The sequence below is a fragment of the Brachybacterium sp. p3-SID1565 genome (assembly GCF_025143785.1).
In the GTDB taxonomy this organism is placed as follows: Bacteria; Actinomycetota; Actinomycetes; order Actinomycetales; family Dermabacteraceae; genus Brachybacterium; species Brachybacterium epidermidis.
In genome coordinates this window covers 17,414-37,322 of record NZ_JAMBDS010000016.1, presented here as the reverse complement: position 1 = coordinate 37,322, position 19,909 = coordinate 17,414, and the positions used below count along the sequence as shown (strand labels likewise).

Below are 19,909 nucleotides of genomic sequence, written 5' to 3'. Positions count from 1 at the left end.
TGAGATGACCATCCACCGCACCCGACTCACCCGATCCGCCGTCGCCCCACGCACCGTCCGATCCAGGCAGGAGAGCCCGTCGATCCCGTCCCAGCCCCGACGACGTGCGTCCCTGGGGGCGCGCCTTCTTGCTCGCCTCGCCGCTGACAGGGGCGATGTCCCGGGGTGGGTGATGATCACGCTCATGACCGCGGCGATCGTGGTCGCCCTGTGGGCGATCGCATCCGAGCAGTTCGTGGCGATCTTCAACAACGCCCTGCGCCCGTTCCTCGGTGAGGAGCTCTGAGACAGCCCATGGTGGGTGCGATGGCCCCGGCGCTCCCGCTCCGGCCGCGCCCTCTGGCGGGGCTGGCGCGTCGGCTGCGCGGTGAGGACGGATCGGCCGTGGCAGAGTTCCCGCTGGTGTCCGTGCTGATCATCATGATCGCGCTCGGGGTGATCCAGGCGGCGCTGATACTCCACACTCGCAACACCCTGATCGATGCGGCTGTCCAGGGCGCGCACCATGCGGCACTGGTCGGCTCGACACCCGAGGACGGTGCTGCCCGAGCCGAGTCCCTCATCAGCGGTCGCTTCGGTGACTCGCTCGATGCCGAGGCCACAGCGACCACGGACGGGAGCGGGACCATTCGCGTCCAGGTGAGCGCCACCTTGCCCCTGGTGGGGATGATCGGGCCCTCGGCCGGTCTGCAGGTGGAAGGGCGTGCGATCGACGAGAGCACCTGGTAGTCGGATACCGCTCCACGCTCGTCACGATGGAAGGAGGGATGTCGTGCGAACTCTGTACCGCCGATGGCGGGCCGAGGACGGCAATGCGCTGGTGGAGTTCGTGGTGCTGGCCGTCGCACTGCTGCTCCCTGCCCTGTACCTGGTGCTGACCCTGGGATCCGTGCAGTCCGCTGTCTTCGCCGCCGACATCATCGCCCGGGACACTGCCCGCATCCATGCCGTCGAGCAGGAACCCGTGCGTGCCCAGCAGCGCAGCAGCGATCACGCCGAGATGGTCCTGGAGGACTTCGGTCTGTCCGCTCGCGATGCGGTGGAGGTCTCCTGCACCCACGATCCCTGTGCCACCGCCGGCGGCACCGTGACTGCCACCGTCCGGATCCCGGTGCCGATTCCCGGGCTCGGGCCGGTCCTCGGCCAGAAGGGCCCGGTGGCCGTGAGCTCCGGACACGCGGTGCAGGTGGACCAGTACCGGGCAGGCAACGGATGATCCCGCGCGGGAACGGAGCAGGCGCGCTGATGACGCGGCTGCGCAGCACCGATGGATCGATGACGATCCTCACCACCGGCGTCCTGGTGGTGATCCTGATGGTGATCGCCGTGGGCACCTCGATCACCGGGGTGCACCTGGAGCGCAACCGGCTCCAGCACGCCGCCGACGGAGCCGCCCTGGCCGCCACCCAGGCGCTGGACCCTGCCGACCTGTACGGCCACGGATCCGGGGGCGTCCCCTCCGAGGCCGATGCGCGCTCCGCCGCGATCGAGCATCTGTCCACCTACCCGATCGACTCCACCCGAACCGAGGATCTCGACATCACCGGGGTACAGGTGGACACGGATGGCACGGTGCGCATCCAGCTCTCGGCCACCACCCACCCACCGCTGGCAGGATGGTTCACCCGGGGCACGGGCATCGCCGTCCCCCTCACGGTCGAAGGGCAGGCACGCTCACGATGAACACAGGCGCAGCAGTGAGCTCCCCGCACAGCCCGCTCCGGTCAGCAGCCGACACCGTGCTGCTGGCTCCCGACAAGTTCAAGGGTTCGGCCACCGCCGCCCAGGTGGCGAAGGCTCTCGCCCGCGGCATCTCGGCCACGGCCCCCGAGGTCCGCCTGATCCACTGCCCCATCGCCGACGGCGGCGACGGCACCGTTGACGCCGCCCTCACCGCCGGGTACACCGAGCACCCCGCCACCGTCACCGGGCCCACCGGGAAGAAGCGCGCCGCCCGTTGGGCCCAGGGGTCCGACGGCACCGCCGTGGTCGAACTGGCCGAGACCGTCGGCCTCCAAGCACTCCCCGGGGGCGATCTCGCCGGCCGCACCGCCTCCACCCGCGGTCTCGGGGAACTGATCCTCGCCGCCGTCACCGCGGGCGCTCGCAGTGTGATGGTGGGCCTGGGCGGCAGCGCTTCCACCGATCTCGGGGCAGGGCTGCTGCAGGGGCTGGGGGCGCGGCTGCTCGATGCGGACGGGGTCGGCATCGGGCCAGGGCTCGACGGTCTTGCGCGCCTGGTGACCGCGGACCTGGACCCTGCCCGAGAAGCCCTGGACGGGGTGCAGCTGATCATCGCCAGCGACGTCACCAGCCCCCTTCTGGGGCCCGAGGGCGCTGCTGGCGTGTTCGGCCCGCAGAAGGGGCTCGCCGCCACCGAGATCGACGAGGCCGAGGCGATCCTCGAGCGGGCCGCCGCCGTCCTCGACCCCAGCGGTGACCTCCGGGACCGGCCCGGTGCTGGGGCGGCCGGGGGAGCGGGCTTCGCCCTGCACCTGCTCGGTGCGCTCCCGCGCTCCGGGGCCGACGCCGTGCTCGAGCTCGCCGGCTTCGACCAGCACCTCGATAGCGCCCACCTGGTGATCACCGGGGAGGGAGCGCTCGATGAGCAGACCCTCCAGGGCAAGGGCCCCGCCGAAGTGGCGCGCCGCGCCGCCGCCCGGAGCCTGCCGGTGCTCGCCGTGGCCGGCGCGGTCCGGCTGGACCCGTCCCGCCTGCGTGAGGCCCGCATCGAGCGGGCCTGGGACCTGCTCTCCCGGGCCGGCGGCAGCGCCCAGGCCATGGCCCGCACCGAGGAGCTGCTCGAGGACGTCGGCCGCAAGATCGGTGCGCACCTGAGCGAGGCCCGGCTCGGCCAGGGCCGGGAACCCTCCTGACGGCTCCCCGGCAGCACTGCCGTAGACTCCCCCCTTGTGGCAGCCATCGACTTCTCCGCAGAGATCCCGCACCTCCGTTCGACCCTGAGCTCGATCGAGCAGGTGACGGACGTCAGCGCGCTCGAGGCGAAGATCGCCGAGCTCGAGAAGGAGGCATCGGACCAGAACCTCTGGGACGACGTCGACAACGCCCAGCGCGTCACCTCCGCCCTGTCCCACGCCCAGGCCGAGCTGCGCCGCGTCACCGAGCTCGGCCAGCGCATCGACGACCTCGAGATCATGGTCGAGCTCTCCGCCGAGGAGAACGACGCCGAGGCGCTCGCCGAGGCCGAGGCGGAGTTCGCCGCCATTCGCAAGTCCCTCGACGAGCTCGAGGTGCGCACCCTGCTCTCCGGCGAGTACGACGAGCGCAACGCGGTGATCACCATCCGCGCCGGCGCCGGCGGCGTGGACGCAGCGGACTTCGCCGAGATGCTGCTGCGCATGTACCTGCGGTGGGCGGAGCGCCACGGGTACTCCACCAAGGTGATGGACACCTCCTACGCCGAGGAGGCCGGACTGAAGTCCGTGACCTTCGAGGTCAGTGCCCCCTTCGCCTACGGCACCCTCTCCGTCGAAGGCGGTACCCACCGCCTGGTGCGCATCAGCCCCTTCGACAACCAGGGCCGGCGCCAGACCTCCTTCGCCGCCGTCGAGGTGATCCCGCTGATCGAGTCCACCGACTCCATCGAGATCCCCGAGAACGAGCTGAAGATCGACGTGTTCCGCTCCTCCGGCCCCGGTGGTCAGAGCGTGAACACCACCGACTCCGCCGTGCGCATGACCCACATCCCCACCGGGATCGTGGTGTCCATGCAGGACGAGAAGTCCCAGATCCAGAACCGTGCCGCCGCGCTGCGCGTGATGCAGTCCCGCCTGCTGCTGCTGAAGAAGGAGCAGGAGGCCGCCGAGCGCAAGGAGCTCGCCGGGGACGTGAAGGCCAGCTGGGGCGACCAGATGCGCTCCTACGTGCTGAACCCGTACCAGATGGTGAAGGACCTGCGCACCGAGTACCAGGAGGGCAATCCCTCCTCCGTGTTCGACGGCGAGATCGACGAGTTCATCGACGCCGGCATCCGCTGGCGCGCCGAGCAGGGCAAGGAATCCGACGCCTGATCCCGTCGAGTCCCGCTGCGCACCGAGGTTTGACCAGGACTTGACCGTCCCGGTGACGGTGGCAACGGCGCATCTGCTCCTGGGGCGCCTACCCTGGAAGCGCTCAGCTTCCCCGACCCCGACAGGCGCTCGTGATCCGTTTCGACGACGTCACCAAGACGTACATGCGTGGACAGAACCCCGCGGTGGAGAACCTCGATATCGAGTTCGCCCGCGGGGAGTTCGTGTTCCTGGTGGGGGCCTCCGGTTCCGGCAAGTCGACCCTGATGCGCATGGTGCTCAAGGAGACCGCGCCCACCAGTGGGACCGTGCACGTGGCCGGCAAGGACCTCTCCCGCATCCCCTCGTGGCGGGTGCCGGCGCTGCGGCGCGACATCGGCATGGTGTTCCAGGACTTCCGCCTGCTGCCCTCCAAGACCGCCTACCAGAACATCGAGTTCGCCCTGGCCGTGATCGGCACCCCCCGCAAGGTGGTGCGGCGCCTGGTGCCCGAGATGCTGGAGATGGTGGGACTGGAGGACAAGGGCCGCCGCCTGCCACACGAGCTCTCCGGCGGTGAGCAGCAGCGCGTGGCCATCGCCCGGGCCTACGTCAACCGCCCCTCGATCCTGCTGGCCGACGAGCCCACAGGCAACCTCGACCCCTCCACCGCGGAGGGAATCCTGGACCTGCTGGCCGAGATCAACGATCGCGGCACCACCGTGGTGATGGCCACTCACGACCGCACCGCCGTCGACCGCATGCGCCGCCGAGTGGTGGAGATGGTCGCGGGCAGGGTGGTGCGCGACGACGCCCACGGCACCTACGAGTCCGTCGCCCCGGAGAGCGTCATCTCCGGCAACCTCCCCGACGGGGCCGAGGACCTCGACGCACAGGCCCTCGCCGATCCGGAGACGGATCACCGGGACAGCACCGATGATGCCCAGCGCTCCCCCGACGACCGTCCCGGGAGACAGGCGGGCGGATCCCACCGCGTCCCCCATGACGGCGACGACCTGCTCGACGAGCGCGATGCCCACCTGCGCGAGGAGGACGAGGCCTTCGCCGAGGACCTGCACGATCCGGAGTCCGCACGATGAGGGCGCGGTACATCCTCAGCGAGATCCTCACCGGTCTGTGGCGCAACATCTCCATGGTGATCTCGGTGGTGATCGTCACCGCGGTCTCCCTGACCTTCGTGGGCACCGGCCTGCTGATGCAGAAGCAGATCCTGGAGATGAAGAACACCCTGGTGGAGCAGTCGCAGGTGACCATCTTCATGTGCTCGCCCCACTCGACGGCGGCCTCGTGCGCCGGGGGAGCGGCCACCGATGCGCAGATCGACTCCGCGCGCGAGGCCCTCGAGGGGGACGTGCTCTCCCCGTACATCGACAGGTTCTCCGAACGCAGTCAGGACGAGGCCCTGGAGATCTACCAGGAGCAGTTCGCGGGGGAGGGGTTCGTCTCGAACTTCACGGCCGCGGACATGCCCGTCTCCTTCCACATCACGCTGAAGAACGCGGAGGACTCCGACGCGGTGGTCGAGTTCTTCCAGGGACGCGACGGCGTGGACGAGGTCACCGACCTGCTCAGCGTGTTCGCCCCGTTCATCGACGTGCTCAACCAGTCCACGATGTTCGCCCTGGGACTGGCGGTGCTGATGCTGGTCGCCGCCGCTCTGCTGGTGGCCACCACGATCCGGATGTCGGTGGCCAACCGCCGCCGCGAGATCGCGATCATGCGCCTGGTGGGAGCCTCCAACGTGTTCATCCGGGCACCGTTCTTGCTCGAGGGCGCCGCGGCCGCCCTCATCGGAGGAGTGATCGCCTCAGCGATGCTGTGGGTGGGCCTGCGGTACATCGTCGAGGGCTGGCTGGTGGAGACCCTCGGCCCCCAGCTGATCACCGTGGGAACCGCCGACCTGGTGTGGGCGGCGCCGGTGATCATCGTGCTGGGCGCGGCGCTGTCCATCGTGTCCTGTGTGGTCTCCCTGAACCGCTACCTGAAGGTGTGAGCATGACCGATCGCCTCCTGCGCCGCCCGCTGTGCGTGCTCGCCTCCGCACTGATGGTGCTGTTCCCGCTGCTGGCGGTGCCGACCACGGCGCTCGCGGAGGGGTCCAAGGACGACAAGATCGCCGAGCGCGATTCGATCGAGCAGCAGCTCGAGGACCTCCGCCTGGAGCTGGACGGGGTCAACGACGACCTCGCCGACACCTACATGGAACTGGCCGAGACCGAGCTGCTGATCCCTCAGGCCCAGGACGCTCTCGACGACGCCCGGGAGGAGCTCGCGATCGCCGAGGAGGAGGACCGCGAGGTCGGCGAACGGCTGAGCAAGGCCCAGGACGAGGAGAAGGAGCTGGAGGACGAGGTCGCCGCCGGCCAGGACGAGGTCGACCGCACCGACGACGAGCTCGCCCAGGTGGCACTGTCGGCCTACAAGGGCGCGGGGATTCCCAACCCGGCCACCGTCTTCGTGGGCGGCAGCCCCCAGGACACGGTGGATCGCACCATGAACTACCGCCTCACCATGGCGTCCCAGGGGTCGCGCCTGGACACCCTGCGCACCGACCAGGCCGTGAGCGAGAACTCCGCCGACCGCCTCACCGCCGTGCGCGAGGAGATCGACGACCTCAAGGCCGAGGCCGAGGAGACCCTCGAGCGGAAGACCCAGGCCGAGCAGGACGCCGAGGACGCCAAGCAGGAGCTCGACGACCTGTATGCGCAGCAGACGCAGCAGCGCGACGACCTCGAGGACAAGAAGAAGCAGTACGAGGACGACGAGCAGAACCTGGAGTCGCGCAGCTCCTCCCTCGACGACGAGATCGCCGAGCTGGCCCGCAAGGAGCGCGAGCGGGAGGAGAGCAGCGGCAGCGGCGGGGCGCAGCCCGCAGTCACGCCCTCGGGCAGCGGATGGACCCGCCCCGTCGGTGAGCGCCTGAACTCCAACTTCGGCTGGCGCGTGCATCCGATCTACCGCACCCGCCGCCTCCACGCCGGGGTGGACTTCCCCTCCGCCTGCGGCGTCCCGGTGGGCGCCACCCAGTCCGGCCGCGTCATCCAGCGCACCTACAACCGCGGCGCCGGCAACAAGATCGTGCTCAGCCACGGCATCCACAACGGCAAGCTGATCACCAGCTCCTACCACCACCTGCAAGGCTTCGCACTTCCGGTGGGGGCGAGCGTCTCAGCCGGGCAGACCGTGGGCTACGTGGGCACCACCGGAAGCTCCACCGGCTGCCACCTCCACTTCGAGATCCACGAGGACGGCAACGCCGTCAACCCCGCGAAGTACATCTGAACCAGGACGCGCCGCCCGGGAGCGGTTTTGAGGCCGGCGCCCGGTGCCGTGCCCTCGCGCCCTGCGCATAATCGCTCGCACACGACCAGGAGCGGCGCGTAGGCTGGGACGCTGGCGCGGGGACCGCGTCGGCTCCGGTGAGGCCGAACGGTGGCGCTGGTGGATCACGAGGTGAGGAGGGACCATGGCCACGAAGGCCGAGAAGAAGGCGACCAAGGCCGCGAAGAGGCAGGGCGCTGCGGACGGACCCGTCAAGAAGCTCATCGCCTCCAACAAGAAGGCCCGTCACGACTACCACATCGATGACACCTGGGAGGCCGGCATCGTGCTGACCGGCACCGAGGTGAAGTCCCTCCGTGACCGCGGTGCCTCCCTCGTCGACGGCTACTGCTATCTCGATGGCGGCGAGGTGTGGATGGATGCCGTGCACATCGCCCCGTACGTGAAGGGCACCTGGACCAACCATGCCGCCCGCCGCAAGCGCAAGCTGCTGCTGCACAAGCACGAGATCGCCAAGCTCGCCGGGAAGACCCGTGAGAAGGGCTACACCCTGGTCCCGCTGGAGATGTACTTCCTCGGATCCCACGCGAAGGTGGTGATCGCCCTGGCCCGCGGCAAGAAGGAGTGGGACAAGCGGCACACCTTGCGCGAACAGCAGGATCTGCGTGAGGCCCAGCGCGCGATGCGCCGGCGAGAACTCGTCTGACCACACAGTTTTACTATCGCTTGAGCTGATGTTGGGTTCCCTTATACAGTTGGCGTGCGCCGGACCAGGCACACCGACGGAGCTGCGAGGAGCAGCTCGACCACGAAGGGGTACCGATGAGGGAATCGCGCACGACCAGGGCGGGCCGCACGGCTCGAGCGCTCATGACCGGAGTGGCGGCCGCCGTGCTGGCACTCGGCATGGTCGGATGCAGCAACGATGCAGAACCGGTCGATCAGCCGACAGCGGGCGAGGAGGCGACCGGGGGCGACCAGGGCCCGGCATCATCGGACGGCGGAGGCACCGCCACCGACTCCGATGAGGCCACCGACGACCAGTCGGAGGTCGGAGCGAGCGACGGGGGAGGGGCGGATGCCCCGGAGGCCCGGGGCAGTGCAGGCAGGCCGCCGGCCGTGCTCTACATCGTCGACGGGGTGGAGGAGGCCGTGGACACCTCGCAGACCCCGTGGACGCTCACCGGTGACGGCTTGGCAGGCGTGCTTGCCGGGCACGAGGTGATCAGCGACCGTACCGCCCCCTCCTGCGACGGCGAGCTCGCCTACACCGATAGGTCCTCCGTGAACTGCACGGCATCCTTCGACATGGAGGGCCTCGACGGGGAGCAGGAGCTGACCGTGATGGCGGTACGCGCGCCGGTGGGGTTCGACCCGGCCGGTTCCCCGGCACTGCTGGTGAGCATCGGTGCCCCGCCATCGGCGCAGGCACTGGAGACCTTCACCGATCAGGACAACCATCTCGTCGGAGTGGGGCAGGGCTCCATGTTCGGCACGGATGAGCTGAGTGCCGCGGAGCTCGGCGAGGCTGTCCAGGCCACTGCGAACAGCGATGCCGGGTACGCCCCCCTCGACTCCCCGATCGCGGTGACCGAGTGCGAGGGTGCGCTCCCGGCCGGCTCCCCGGATCCCGTCGGGTGCGACGTCGTCTGGGAGCACTCGACCGACGCCGGCTTCGATGCCGAGGCGATGGCTGTGTGGTTCGTGGACTCCGACCCCGGGCTGCTGGTGGCCCTGGAGATCGGCGACCAGTCCACCGAGGGCGAATCGGGCTGATCCGCCCGTCCGCAGGCCCACCGGACCCGGTATTCCCCGGATCCCGGTGGGCCTGCCCACGTAGAAAAGACCTTGGGCGAACGCGCGCCACCGGCTACACTGGTATGACCGTGGACGAGGGTCCACCAGCCGTACGGCTGAGGATTCCTCTGATTGACAAGTGAACATCGAGTGCACCGGCAGCCCATCAGCTGCCGCTCCATGCCACTGCTCCACGCTCGGGGACGATCGGTTTCGACGGTAGTTGTCCAGCGAGGGGAAGCGGGCCGAGAATCCAGAGTCAACTCGTTAATGTCCTCTGGAAACCAATAAGTGCCGAACCCAAGCGCACTGACTTCGCTCTCGCTGCCTGATCAGCGACAGCAGTCTGGAACCCCGGGCGTGCTCCTGACCCGGATCGTTCCATCATCAAAGGAGCCACTGCTTCCGTCCCTCGTCATCGGGGCCGGGTGAACACCTCAGAGTGACTGAGTCCGTCGACGACGTGTCCGTGCGAGCGTCGGGACTGAGAAAGCGCCTTTCACGGACTGCGCCCGGAGAAGCCCTGGCTTCGCACTATCGGACGCGGGTTCGATTCCCGCCGTCTCCACTCGATGAGAAGTACCAGAAGGCCCTCTCCCCTGCGCTGATGCGCGGGGGAGGGGGCCTTCTGCATGCGTCGTCATCACGCGGTGAGCATTTCTCGCACGCGCCTGGCTGCACCCGGCGCCGGCGCTCCCGCCCCATCGGTACCATCTCCGGTATGGACATGACGCGTGTGCGGGATCGGTTCTGATGGCCGGGGTCCATTCGCACGGCCACACCCACGGTCACGCCCACAGCAGCGCCCGCACCGCCCGTGGGCGCCTGGCCTTCGCCTTCGGGATCACCCTGGTGATCGTGCTCGTCCAGGCCGTGGGCAGCGTGATCACCGGCTCCCTGGCACTGCTGACGGACACCGTCCACGCCCTCGCGGACGCCTCGGGACTCGCCGTGGCGCTGATCGCCGCCACCATGATGCTGCGTCCGCCCAGCAGCGCGCGCACGTGGGGCTTCGCGCGCATCGAGGTCATCGCCGCCCTCGGGCAGGCGGTGCTGCTGCTGGTGGTGGGGCTGTACACGGCGGTCGAAGGGCTCTCGCGGCTCGCCGCGCCGCCGGAGGTGCCCTCCCGGGAGCTGCTGATCTTCGGCGTCGTCGGCCTGGCGGCCAACATCGTCTCCATCCTGATCCTCTCGGGCAGCGGATCGGCCAACCTGAACCTGCGGGCCGCCACCCTCGAGGTGGTCAACGACGCCCTGGGGTCCCTGGGCGTCATCGTGGCAGCCGTGGTCATCGCCACCACGGGGTTCCAGCGGGCCGATGCACTGGCGGGACTGTTCATCGCCGCCCTGATCGTCCCCCGGGCGTTCCGGATCCTCCACGAGACCCTGCGGATCCTCATGGAGTACACCCCGCGCGGTGTCGATCTGGACGAGGTCCGCGAGCACATCCTGGCGCTGGACCACGTGGTAGACCTGCACGACCTGCACGCCTCCGCAATCGGCAGCGACCTGCCGGTGATCTCGGCGCACGTGGTGATCGCGGACGGCTGCTTCGAATCCGGTCATGCCCCGCAGATCCTCGCCGACGTGCAGTCCTGCCTGCGCAGCCACTTCCCGATCGCGTTCGAGCACTCGACGATCCAGTTGGAGACGGAGGAGATCCGCCGCCAGGAGGCCTGGGCCGCCCTGCACGAGTGACCACAGCCAGCCCATGGCGCGCGCACATCGGGCCGCCAGGGCGCGGACAGCGCCGACTGTCGGCTCAGCCGTCGATCAGTGCCCCGTACCCCAGCTCCACCAGGTGCGCCCTGCTCATCGCCAGCGACTCGAAGATGTCGCGCCCGTAGGTGAGGTCCTGCTCCACCAGCAGGTGCTCCGCACCGGAGGCGATGCCCTGCTCGATCACCGGTGCCCAGTCCAGGGTTCCCTGTCCCACCTCGGCGAACTGCACGATGGAGCCCTGCCAGTAGGTGGGGAAGGCGGTGGTGTCCCCTGCATCCATCGCCGCCAGCACCTCGGCCGGGGGAAGGGTGATCCGGTAGTCCTTCAGATGCACCATGTCCAGCACGCCGTCGAACTGCTGCAGGGTGCGCTCCGGGTCGCGGCCGCCGCGCTGCACCCAGTGGCAGTCGATCTCGAAGCGCAGGCTCGGGGCCTTCTCGCGCAGGTGCTCCAGCAGCGTGCGCCCGTCGATCCGGGCGAACTCCACGTGGTGGTTGTGGTAGCTCAGCGAGATGCCCGCCTCCTGCATCCGGGCCGCGTACTGCTCGGTCTCATCGCAGAACGCGAAGAACGCCTCCGGGGAGCGCATGGCCTCCATCGGCATCATGCCGATCCGGATCATGGAGGTGCCGAGCGTCTGCGCCTCCTTCACCAGCAGATCGAAGTGCTCGGCCAGAGTCTGGTCCTGGGAGGAGGGCGGCGCGGTGGTCTTCGCGGAGATCGCGGCGTACTCGATGCCCAGTTCCGTGCGAGCCCGCTCCATGTCGGCCACGTTCTGCGCGGTCATCGGGATCTGGGAGACCTCCACGACGCTGTAGCCGGTCTCGCGCACCCGCTCCAGGACCGGCAGCACCCCCTGCTCGGCGATGTGGTCCCTCAGCATCATCAGCTGGATTCCGATGCGCGCCATGGCACTCTCCTCGAGGCAGTAGGGTGCGCACCAGCCTATCCAGCGCGACCCGTCCCGCTGCGGCAGGTTGCCGCCCGTTGTCGTGACGGGGGCACGGCACCGGGCAGGATCGGCGCCCAGCCGAGCGGGGCCGGCCACCACCCGCGGCTCAGCCGAAGCAGAGCCCGTGCCCGCGCTGGCAGCGGTTGCCGTCGCGCGCAGCGGTGGCTGACCGGGGCTCAGCTCGCCTGCACCCGGTCCCGAGCGCGCACGAACGCCTGCACGCAGGCCTCGATGTCCTCCTCGGTGTGCGCGGCGGAGAGCTGCACGCGGATGCGAGCCCTTCCGCGCGGCACCACCGGGTAGGAGAACGCGGTGACGTACACGCCCTCCTCGAGCATCGCATCGGCGATCCGACCGGCCAGCGCGGCGTCCCCGAACATCACCGGGACGATCGCGTGCTCGCCGTCCAGCAGCTCGAAGCCCTCCTCGCCCATGCGTCGGCGGAACCGGGCTGCATTGTCGAACAGCGTGCCGCGCAGCTCGTGCGAGGCGGCCACCAGCTCGAGGGCCTTGATCGAGGCGGCCACGATCGCCGGTGCCAGGGAGTTGGAGAACAGGTAGGGACGGCCCTTCTGCCGCAGCATGGCGATGATCTCGGCGCGACCGGAGACATAGCCGCCGCTCGCGCCGCCCAGCGCCTTGCCGAAGGTACCGGTGTAGATGTCCACCCGATCCGAGACCCCGAAGTGCTCCGGTGTGCCGGCCCCGGTGGCGCCCATGAAGCCCACCGCATGGGAGTCGTCCACCATCACCAGCGCGCCGAACTCCTCGGCGAGGTCGCAGATCTCCTCCAGCGGTGCCAGGTACCCGTCCATGGAGAACACCCCGTCGGTGACGATCACGGTGCGGCGAGCGCCCTTGCCGTCGTGCAGCTGCGCGGCTGCCTCCAGCTGGGTGCGCAGATCCGCCATGTCGGCGTTGCGGTAGCGGAAGCGCGCCGCCTTGGAAAGGCGGATGCCGTCGATCAAGGAGGCGTGGTTCAGCTCGTCGGAGATGATGGCGTCCTCCTTGCCGAACAGGGGCTCGAACACGGCCCCGTTGGCGTCGAAGCAGGAGGAGAACAGGATGGTGGCCTCGGTCCCCAGGAACTCGCTCATGGCGTCCTCGAGCCGGAGGTGCAGGTCCTGGGTGCCGCAGATGAAGCGCACCGAGGCCATGCCGAAACCTCGCTCATCGAGGGCATCGTGGGCGGCGGCGACCAGGTCGGGGTGATCGGCCAGGCCCAGGTAGTTGTTGGCGCAGAAGTTCAGCACCTCAGAGCCGTCACGGCCGATGGGGCCCGCGGTGATGCGGCCCGACTGAGCGGTGGTGATCACCCGCTCGTGCTTGAAGGTCCCGGCCTCCTCGATCTGTGCGAGCTCGGCGGTCAGCTGATCCTTGAGGTCCGTGTACACGGGGTTCCTTCCTGCGGGTGGGGGTGAGTGGTCAATCGATGCTCTCCCAGTCCAGCAGCACCTTGCCGCCGCTGCCGGAGCGGGCGATCTCGTAGCCCTCCTCGAACCGGGAGGCGGGCAGCACGTCGGTGACGGTGCGGGTGACCAGTTCTCGCAGCTTCTGCGAACTGGTGAGCATCGCGGCCATCGCGTTCCAGGTCTCGAACATCTCGCGGCCGTAGATGCCCTGCAGGGTGAGCATGCGCGTGACCACGACCGTCCAGTCGATCTCGAACTGCCTGGGCGGGAGCCCCAGCAGCGCTATCTTGCCGCCGTGGTTCATGTTCTCGATCATCTCCTGCAGGGCGGAGGCCTGCCCGGAGATCTCCAGACCCACGTCGAAGCCCTCTCGCATGCCCAGCTCCTGCTGGGCCTCGCGCACACGGGTGGTGGAGACGTCCACCGTGACGTCCGCCCCGCTCTCGACGGCCATCTGCAGCCGGTGCGGCGCCACGTCGGTGGCGGTGATGTAGCGGGCACCGGCATGGCGCGCCACGGCCACGCACATCTGGCCGATCGGGCCCGCGCCCGTGACCAGGACGTCCTCACCCACCACGGGGAACTTCACGGTGGTGTGCACGGCATTGCCCAGCGGATCGAACAGCGCGCCCAGCTCGGGGGAGATCAGCTCGGTGCCACCGCCCGACTCGTGCACCCACACGTTCAGGTGCGGGATCACCACGTACTCGGCGAAGGCGCCGTCCCTCTGCACGCCCACGGAGCGGGTGCGGATGCACATCTGCCGGCGTCCGGCCCGACAGTTGCGGCAGGTCCCGCACACCACGTGCCCCTCACCGGAGACGCGGTCGCCGATGCGCACATCGGGAACCTGGTCGCCCACCTCGACCACCTCGCCGTAGAACTCGTGGCCGGGGGTGAACGGGACGGTGTCGCACATGGCCTGGGCGGAGGCGTCCCAGGCCAGGATGTGCAGGTCGGTCCCGCAGATCCCGGCGCGCATCACCCGGATCTTCACGTCCCAAGGGCCGCACTTCGGCTCCGGCACCTCGGTGAGCATCAGGCCTGGCCCGGGCTCGGTCTTGCGCAGCGCACGCATCGCAGCGGTCGTCTCCTCGGTCACACCACGGGCCCGGCCAGGACAGCCGGCAGCCCGTGTCCGATCAGTGACCTTCATCCTAGTGCGGGCGCACCGCCTGCTCCTTCGGTACGGGCCGTAGAGTTGGCCCGTCATGACCGAGAACGCCCCCGCCGACCGCCCCAGGACTGACCTGCGGATCACCTACCCCACGGACCTGCCCGTCTCCCAGCGCCGCGAGGACATCCAGGCGGCCATCCGCGAGAACCAGGTGGTGGTGATCGCCGGCGAGACCGGATCCGGCAAGACCACCCAGATCCCCAAGATGCTGCTCGAGCTGGGGTACGGGGCCAAGGGCCGCCTGATCGGCCACACGCAGCCGCGACGCATCGCCGCCCGCTCGGTGGCGCAGCGGATCGCCGCGGAGCTGGGGGAGAAGCTGGGCGAGGGCACCGTCGGTTACCAGGTGCGGTTCACCAAGGAGACCAGCCGCGGGGCCCGCCTCAAGCTGATGACCGACGGCATCCTGCTGGCGGAGATCGGCCGGGACCGGCTGCTGAAGCGCTACGACGCGATCATCATCGACGAGGCCCACGAGCGCTCCCTCACCATCGACGTGATCCTGGGCTACCTGCGGCAGATCCTGCCCGAGCGACCCGATCTCAAGGTCATCATCACCTCCGCCACCATCGACCCCGAGCGCTTCGCGGCCCACTTCTCTTGCCGCCTCCCCTCCGGCGACCAGGAGCCGGCGCCGATCCTCGAGGTCTCCGGCCGCACCTACCCCGTGGAGATCCGCTATCGCCCCCTGGTGCTCGAGCCCGACCTCGAGGGGGACGCGGGCGAGGACGACGACCTGGACGACATCCACTCCGTCGAGCGTGACCTCACCCAGGCCATCACCGACGCTGTGGACGAACTGGCTGCTGAGGGCCCCGGCGACATGCTGGTGTTCCTGCCCGGTGAGCGGGAGATCCGGGAGATCGCCGATGCCCTCAGCTCCCACCTGGGGCGCGGCACCCGGGGCCGGGCCGCCCTGCCGGTGGAGGTGCTGCCCCTGTTCGGCCGGCTCTCCGCCGCCGACCAGCAGAAGATCTTCACCCCGCCCCCCGCCGGCACCTTCCGCCGCATCATCCTGTCCACGAACGTCGCCGAGACCTCCCTGACCGTCCCGGGCATCACGTACGTGATCGACTCGGGCCTGGCCCGGATCTCGAGGTACTCCCAGCGCACCAAGGTGCAGCGCCTGCCGATCGAGGCGATCTCCCAGGCCAGCGCGAACCAGCGCTCGGGACGCTCCGGCCGTACCGCCCCCGGCATCGCCATCCGCCTGTACTCCCAGGAGGACTACGAGGCCCGGCCCGAGTACACCGAGCCGGAGATCCTGCGCACCTCTCTGGCCTCCGTGGTGCTGTTGATGACCTCGCTGGGCCTGGGCGACGTGGAGTCCTTCCCCTTCGTCGAGCCCCCCGCCACGCGCGCCATCACCGACGGTGTGCGTCTGCTGGAGGAGCTGGGTGCCATCGAGGACGCCCCTGGTCAGCCCGGCGGGCGCCGACTGACGAAGGTGGGCCGCACCCTGGCCCGCTTCCCCCTGGATCCCCGCATGGCGCGCATGCTGATCGAGGCGCACCGCCTCGGGGCGCTGCGGGAGGTGCTGATCATCGTGGCGGCCCTGGAGATCCAGGATCCCCGCGAGCGGCCCCTGGGCCAGGAGCAGCAGGCCAAGGAGAAGCACCGCCGCTTCGAGGACGAGACCAGCGACTTCCTGGCCTATCTGAAGCTGTGGGAGCACCTGCAGCAGCGCCGCGATGCGCTGTCCGGCTCCGCCTTCCGCCGCGAGGTGCGCTCGGAGTTCCTGCACTACCTGCGGATCCGTGAATGGTGGGACCTGCACTCCCAGCTGCGGGACATGGCCAAGGACGTGGGGCTCTCCCGCAACGACACCCCCGCAAGCCCTCAGGCCATCCACCAGGCGCTGCTGGCGGGCCTGCTCAGCCATGTAGGCCTGTACGAGGAGCGCTCCCGCGAGTACACCGGGGCCCGCGGCGCCCGCTTCGCGATCTGGCCCGGCTCGGCCCTGGCCAAGAAGCGCCCCGACTACGTGATGGTCGCCGAGCTGGTGGAGACCTCCCGGCTGTGGGGCCGCACCGCCGCGCGCATCGACCCCGCCTGGGCCGAGGAGGTGGGCGCCCACGTGGTGCGGCGCTCACATTCCGCACCGCACTGGTCCTCCAAGCAGGCCGGCGCGATGGCCCACGAGAAGGTCACCCTGTACGGGGTTCCCATCGTGGCCGACCGCGTGGTGGGCTACGGACGCATCGACCCCGAGGCCGCTCGCGACATCTTCATCCAGCACGCCCTGATCGAGGGGGACTGGCGCACCCGCCACCACTTCTTCCGCGACAACCGTGCCCTCATCGCCCGACTCGAGGAACTGGAGGCCAAGACCCGTCGGCGCGACCTGCTGGTCTCCGACGAGCAGCTGTTCCGCTTCTACGACGAGCGGATCCCCGCCGAGGTGGTCTCCGGCGCCCACTTCGACTCCTGGTGGAAGAAGCAACGGCACGAGACGCCGGACCTGCTCACCCTCACCGAGGACGACCTGCTGGACCCGGACGCCGACGTCGCCCACCTGGCACGGGACTACCCGGACACCTGGGTGCAGGGCGACATCACCCTGCCGCTGAGCTACTCGTTCGGCGAGGTGGGGGCCAAGGGGGCCGATGGCGTGACCGCCACCGTGCCGCTGGCCGTGCTGAACCGTCTCGAGCCGCGCGGCTTCGACTGGTTGGTGCCCGGCATGCGCCACGAGCTGATCACCGAGCTGATCCGCTCCCTGCCCAAACCGATCCGCCGCCACCTGGTGCCGGCCCCCGAGCGGGCCAAAGCCGTGGCCGCAACCCTCCACGACGACGACCCCGATGCGGGCGAGCCCTTCGTGGAGGCCGTGGCCGATGAGCTGGTGGCCCTGCCCGGGGTGCCCCAGGACCTCCCCCTGTATGGGGCCGAGTTCGACCTGGCGAAGCTGCCCGCCCACCTGCGCATGCACTTCCGGGTGGTGGACGCCAAGGGCCGCCAGATCGGCAGCGGCGACTCCCTGGCCGATCTCAAGGCCCGCCTCAAACAGCGCATGGAGGCCTCGGTCTCCTCCCGCGGTGACGACCTGGACCGCACCGACCTGCGCAGCTTCCCCGAGGACGGGGTGCCGCGCGTCCACGAGTCCACCGTGGGCGGGCTGAAGGTCACCGGCTACCCCGCACTGGTGGCCCGTCGCGACAAGGACGGCACCGTCACCCGCATCGACCTGGCCGTCCTCGCCACCGAGGACGAGCAGTCCCTGGCTCACCGCGCCGGTCTGATCGCCCTGATCGACCGGGAGGTGGGGACGGACCTGTCCGGGGTGCTGAACTCCCTTCCCAACCCCACCAAGCTGGCCGTGGCCGGTTCGGACTACCCCTCCACCGCGGCCCTGCTGGCCGATGCTTCCCGCGCCGCCACCGCCCACCTGGTGGGGGAGGGCACCGCGCGCACCCGTGCCGAGTACGACGCACTGCAGGAGCAGGTGCGCGCACGCCACGACGTGCTCGCCGCCCAGGCCGTCAAGGACGCCGCCGGTGCGCTCGCCGTCCACGGCCGGCTGCAGAAGGAGGTCTCCCGCGCCTCCTCGCTGGCGATCCTGAACACACTCACCGCGATCCGCGAGCACGCCGCCTCCCTGCTGGGCGACGGCTTCATCTCCCGCACGGGACTGGACCACCTGGGGGACCTGCGCCGGTATCTCGAGACCGATCTGGTTCGCCTGGACAAGCTGCAGCAGAATCCCCGTCGTGATGACCAGCTCGCCTGGCAGATCGACGACATCACCCGGTACTGGGAGGGAGTCCGGGCGAAGCTCTCCGCCCGTCGCCTGGCCGAACCGGACGCCGGTGAGATCCCCTGGATGCTCGAGGAGCTCCGCGTGAGCCTGTTCGCCCAGACCCTGGGCACGAAGTACACCGTCTCGGACAAGCGGATCCGCAAGGCCATCGCAGAACTGGGGTGAGCGCCCCAGCCAGATGGTGCCCACCGCTCAGGCGATCTGGGTGCGCCACGCGCACGACGTGGCACCGTTCGTCGGCTGAATGACTACGGTCCGGCGGGCCGACGGATACTCTGTGTCCCATGTCACCGATGCCCTCCGTGAGCTACTCCATCACCATCCGTCTCGAGTTCGCGGCACGCTCCGCCGCCGTCAGCGACATCACCGGCAGCATCGAGCGCCACGGGGGCTCGGTCACCGCCCTGGACGTCTCCGCCTCCGGGCCGGAGCGGATGCGGGCCGACATCACCGTCCTCACCGGCGGCCACGATCACGCGATGGAGATCGTCGAGGAGCTGCGCGTGCTGGACGGCGTGGAGCTGGGCAAGGTCTCCGACCGCACCTTCCTGGCCCACCTGGGCGGCAAGCTCACCGTCGAGTCGAAGGTTCCGATCCGCCACCGTGACGATCTCTCCATGGTCTACACCCCGGGCGTGGCCCGGGTGGTCAAGGCCATCGCGGAGAACCCCGAGGACGCCCGCCGCCTGACCATCAAGCGCAACACCGTCGCGGTGGTCTCCGACGGCTCCGCCATCCTGGGCCTGGGGGACCTGGGGCCGCTGGCGGCCATGCCGGTGATGGAGGGCAAGGCGGCCCTGTTCAAGCGCTTCGCCAACATCGACGCCTTCCCGATATGCCTGGACGCCCACTCGGTCGACGACATCGTCGCCCATGTCAAGGCGATCGCCCCCGTGTTCGCCGGCATCAACCTCGAGGACATCTCCGCCCCCCGCTGCTTCGAGATCGAGGACCGCCTCCGGGCTGAGCTGGACATCCCCGTGTTCCATGACGACCAGCACGGCACCGCCATCGTCGTGGTGGCCGCGCTGCGCAACGCCCTGCGGGTGGTCGACAAGAAGATCGAGACCGCCCGCATCGTGCTGTCCGGCGCAGGCGCGGCCGGCACCGCGATCCTCAGCCTGCTGCGCGCCGCCGGGGCGCGGGACGTCGTGGTCACCGACGTCGACGGCGTCGTCCACGAGGGCCGCGAGCAGCTCGCCGGTCGCCTGCCGTGGATCGCCGAGGTCACAAATCCGCGCGGCATCACCGGCACCCTGCGCGACGCCGTCGCCGGGGCCGACGTGTTCATCGGCGTCAGTGCCGGCAACATCCTCACCGCCGAGGACGTGGCCACCATGGCAGATCGCTCCGTGGTGTTCGCGATGGCCAATCCCACCCCGGAGATCGATCCCTCCGAGGCCGCCAAGCACGCGGAGGTCGTGGCCACCGGACGCAGCGACTTCTCCAACCAGATCAACAACGTGCTGGCCTTCCCCGGCGTTTTCCGCGGCCTGCTCGATGCTCGTGCCACCCGGGTCACCGACCGCATGCTGCTGGCCGCGGCGAAGGCCCTGGCCGACGTGGTCACGCCCGAGGAGCTCAACCCCACCTACATCGTGCCCAGCGTGTTCCACGAAGGTGTCACCAAGGCCGTGGCCAGTGCCGTGGAGCAGGTGGCACGGGAGGACGCCGGCACGGTGGACACCATCACCGGCGCCATCCAGGCCGTGTACGCCGACGAGATCAGCCTGGAGGGCTGAGCACGCCCGGCGTCGGCGCTTCCACCCCGGCACC

Annotated in this window: 16 protein-coding genes and 1 other RNA gene; 14 read left to right on the top strand and 3 right to left on the bottom strand. The window is 69.8% G+C overall.

From position 1 onward, the window contains the following. The first annotated feature begins 384 nt into the window (after positions 1-384). From M4D54_RS05805 to M4D54_RS05750, 12 genes are all read left to right on the top strand, one after another. Complete coding sequence (locus tag M4D54_RS05805) at positions 385-729, top strand: TadE family protein (RefSeq protein ID WP_259789216.1); 345 nt, start codon at positions 385-387, stop codon at positions 727-729. Positions 730-772: 43 nt separating this feature from the next. Further along, positions 773-1,216 (top strand): hypothetical protein, encoded by a 444-nt coding sequence (locus M4D54_RS05800; RefSeq protein ID WP_259789215.1) that lies wholly within the window; start codon positions 773-775, stop codon positions 1,214-1,216. A gap of 59 nt (positions 1,217-1,275) precedes the next feature. Further along, entirely contained in the window at positions 1,276-1,683 is a 408-nt protein-coding gene (locus tag M4D54_RS05795) for a pilus assembly protein TadG-related protein (RefSeq protein WP_228018477.1), read from the top strand. Continuing rightward, positions 1,680-2,876, top strand: coding sequence for a glycerate kinase (locus tag M4D54_RS05790; RefSeq protein WP_193864719.1), 1,197 nt, complete (start codon positions 1,680-1,682; stop codon positions 2,874-2,876). The genes M4D54_RS05795 and M4D54_RS05790 overlap by 4 nt, the downstream gene beginning before the upstream one ends. Positions 2,877-2,912: 36 nt before the next feature. Beyond that, positions 2,913-4,031: a peptide chain release factor 2 gene (gene prfB / locus M4D54_RS05785; protein ID WP_193864720.1), complete on the top strand. Its 1,119-nt coding sequence runs from the start codon at positions 2,913-2,915 to the stop codon at positions 4,029-4,031. A 131-nt stretch (positions 4,032-4,162) separates the two neighbouring features. Next, entirely contained in the window at positions 4,163-5,110 is a 948-nt protein-coding gene (gene ftsE, locus M4D54_RS05780) for a cell division ATP-binding protein FtsE (RefSeq protein WP_193864721.1), read from the top strand. Next, positions 5,107-6,024, top strand: coding sequence for a permease-like cell division protein FtsX (gene ftsX, locus M4D54_RS05775; protein WP_259789213.1), 918 nt, complete (start codon positions 5,107-5,109; stop codon positions 6,022-6,024). Before ftsE ends, ftsX begins: the two co-directional genes overlap by 4 nt. Before the next feature lie 2 nt (positions 6,025-6,026). After that, positions 6,027-7,313 (top strand): murein hydrolase activator EnvC, encoded by a 1,287-nt coding sequence (locus tag M4D54_RS05770; RefSeq protein WP_193864723.1) that lies wholly within the window; start codon positions 6,027-6,029, stop codon positions 7,311-7,313. A gap of 184 nt (positions 7,314-7,497) precedes the next feature. Next, positions 7,498-8,019 carry an SsrA-binding protein SmpB gene (gene smpB, locus M4D54_RS05765; protein ID WP_228018478.1) on the top strand — a complete coding sequence of 174 codons (522 nt, stop codon included), beginning with the start codon at positions 7,498-7,500 and terminating at the stop codon, positions 8,017-8,019. A gap of 164 nt (positions 8,020-8,183) precedes the next feature. Then, positions 8,184-9,089: a hypothetical protein gene (locus M4D54_RS05760; protein ID WP_193864724.1), complete on the top strand. Its 906-nt coding sequence runs from the start codon at positions 8,184-8,186 to the stop codon at positions 9,087-9,089. Positions 9,090-9,309: 220 nt separating this feature from the next. After that, positions 9,310-9,681: a transfer-messenger RNA gene (gene ssrA, locus M4D54_RS05755) on the top strand. Positions 9,682-9,863: 182 nt separating this feature from the next. After that, positions 9,864-10,808, top strand: coding sequence for a cation diffusion facilitator family transporter (locus M4D54_RS05750; protein ID WP_193864725.1), 945 nt, complete (start codon positions 9,864-9,866; stop codon positions 10,806-10,808). A gap of 64 nt (positions 10,809-10,872) precedes the next feature. Here the strand turns inward: M4D54_RS05750 and M4D54_RS05745 are convergent, their stop codons facing one another. From M4D54_RS05745 to tdh, 3 genes are all read right to left on the bottom strand, one after another. Further along, positions 10,873-11,742, bottom strand: coding sequence for a sugar phosphate isomerase/epimerase (locus M4D54_RS05745; protein WP_259890675.1), 870 nt, complete (start codon positions 11,740-11,742; stop codon positions 10,873-10,875). A gap of 218 nt (positions 11,743-11,960) precedes the next feature. Beyond that, entirely contained in the window at positions 11,961-13,178 is a 1,218-nt protein-coding gene (locus M4D54_RS05740; RefSeq protein WP_193864727.1) for a glycine C-acetyltransferase, read from the bottom strand. A 31-nt stretch (positions 13,179-13,209) separates the two neighbouring features. After that, a complete protein-coding gene (tdh, locus tag M4D54_RS05735; protein ID WP_193864728.1) occupies positions 13,210-14,274 on the bottom strand; it encodes an L-threonine 3-dehydrogenase in 1,065 nt (354 codons plus the stop codon). Between the two features lie 133 nt (positions 14,275-14,407). Here tdh and hrpA point away from each other — a divergent pair, with 133 nt between their 5' ends. Together hrpA and M4D54_RS05725 are read left to right on the top strand one after the other, a co-directional pair. Beyond that, positions 14,408-18,298 (top strand): ATP-dependent RNA helicase HrpA, encoded by a 3,891-nt coding sequence (gene hrpA, locus M4D54_RS05730; RefSeq protein ID WP_193864729.1) that lies wholly within the window; start codon positions 14,408-14,410, stop codon positions 18,296-18,298. A gap of 119 nt (positions 18,299-18,417) precedes the next feature. Beyond that, positions 18,418-19,875 carry an NAD-dependent malic enzyme gene (locus M4D54_RS05725; RefSeq protein WP_193864730.1) on the top strand — a complete coding sequence of 486 codons (1,458 nt, stop codon included), beginning with the start codon at positions 18,418-18,420 and terminating at the stop codon, positions 19,873-19,875. Positions 19,876-19,909 lie beyond the last annotated feature (34 nt).

What these genes read in the sequence shown, in the direction of transcription:
- M4D54_RS05795 (WP_228018477.1), top strand. Translation starts at nt 1,276, where the DNA reads ATGACGATCCTCACCACCGGCGTCCTGGTGGTGATCCTGATGGTGATC.
- M4D54_RS05790 (WP_193864719.1), top strand. Translation starts at nt 1,680, where the DNA reads ATGAACACAGGCGCAGCAGTGAGCTCCCCGCACAGCCCGCTCCGGTCA.
- ftsX (WP_259789213.1), top strand. Translation starts at nt 5,107, where the DNA reads ATGAGGGCGCGGTACATCCTCAGCGAGATCCTCACCGGTCTGTGGCGC.
- M4D54_RS05770 (WP_193864723.1), top strand. Translation starts at nt 6,027, where the DNA reads ATGACCGATCGCCTCCTGCGCCGCCCGCTGTGCGTGCTCGCCTCCGCA.
- smpB (WP_228018478.1), top strand. Translation starts at nt 7,498, where the DNA reads ATGGCCACGAAGGCCGAGAAGAAGGCGACCAAGGCCGCGAAGAGGCAG.
- M4D54_RS05760 (WP_193864724.1), top strand. Translation starts at nt 8,184, where the DNA reads ATGACCGGAGTGGCGGCCGCCGTGCTGGCACTCGGCATGGTCGGATGC.
- M4D54_RS05750 (WP_193864725.1), top strand. Translation starts at nt 9,864, where the DNA reads ATGGCCGGGGTCCATTCGCACGGCCACACCCACGGTCACGCCCACAGC.
- M4D54_RS05745 (WP_259890675.1), bottom strand. Translation starts at nt 11,742, where the DNA reads ATGGCGCGCATCGGAATCCAGCTGATGATGCTGAGGGACCACATCGCC.
- tdh (WP_193864728.1), bottom strand. Translation starts at nt 14,274, where the DNA reads ATGCGTGCGCTGCGCAAGACCGAGCCCGGGCCAGGCCTGATGCTCACC.
- hrpA (WP_193864729.1), top strand. Translation starts at nt 14,408, where the DNA reads ATGACCGAGAACGCCCCCGCCGACCGCCCCAGGACTGACCTGCGGATC.
- M4D54_RS05725 (WP_193864730.1), top strand. Translation starts at nt 18,418, where the DNA reads ATGTCACCGATGCCCTCCGTGAGCTACTCCATCACCATCCGTCTCGAG.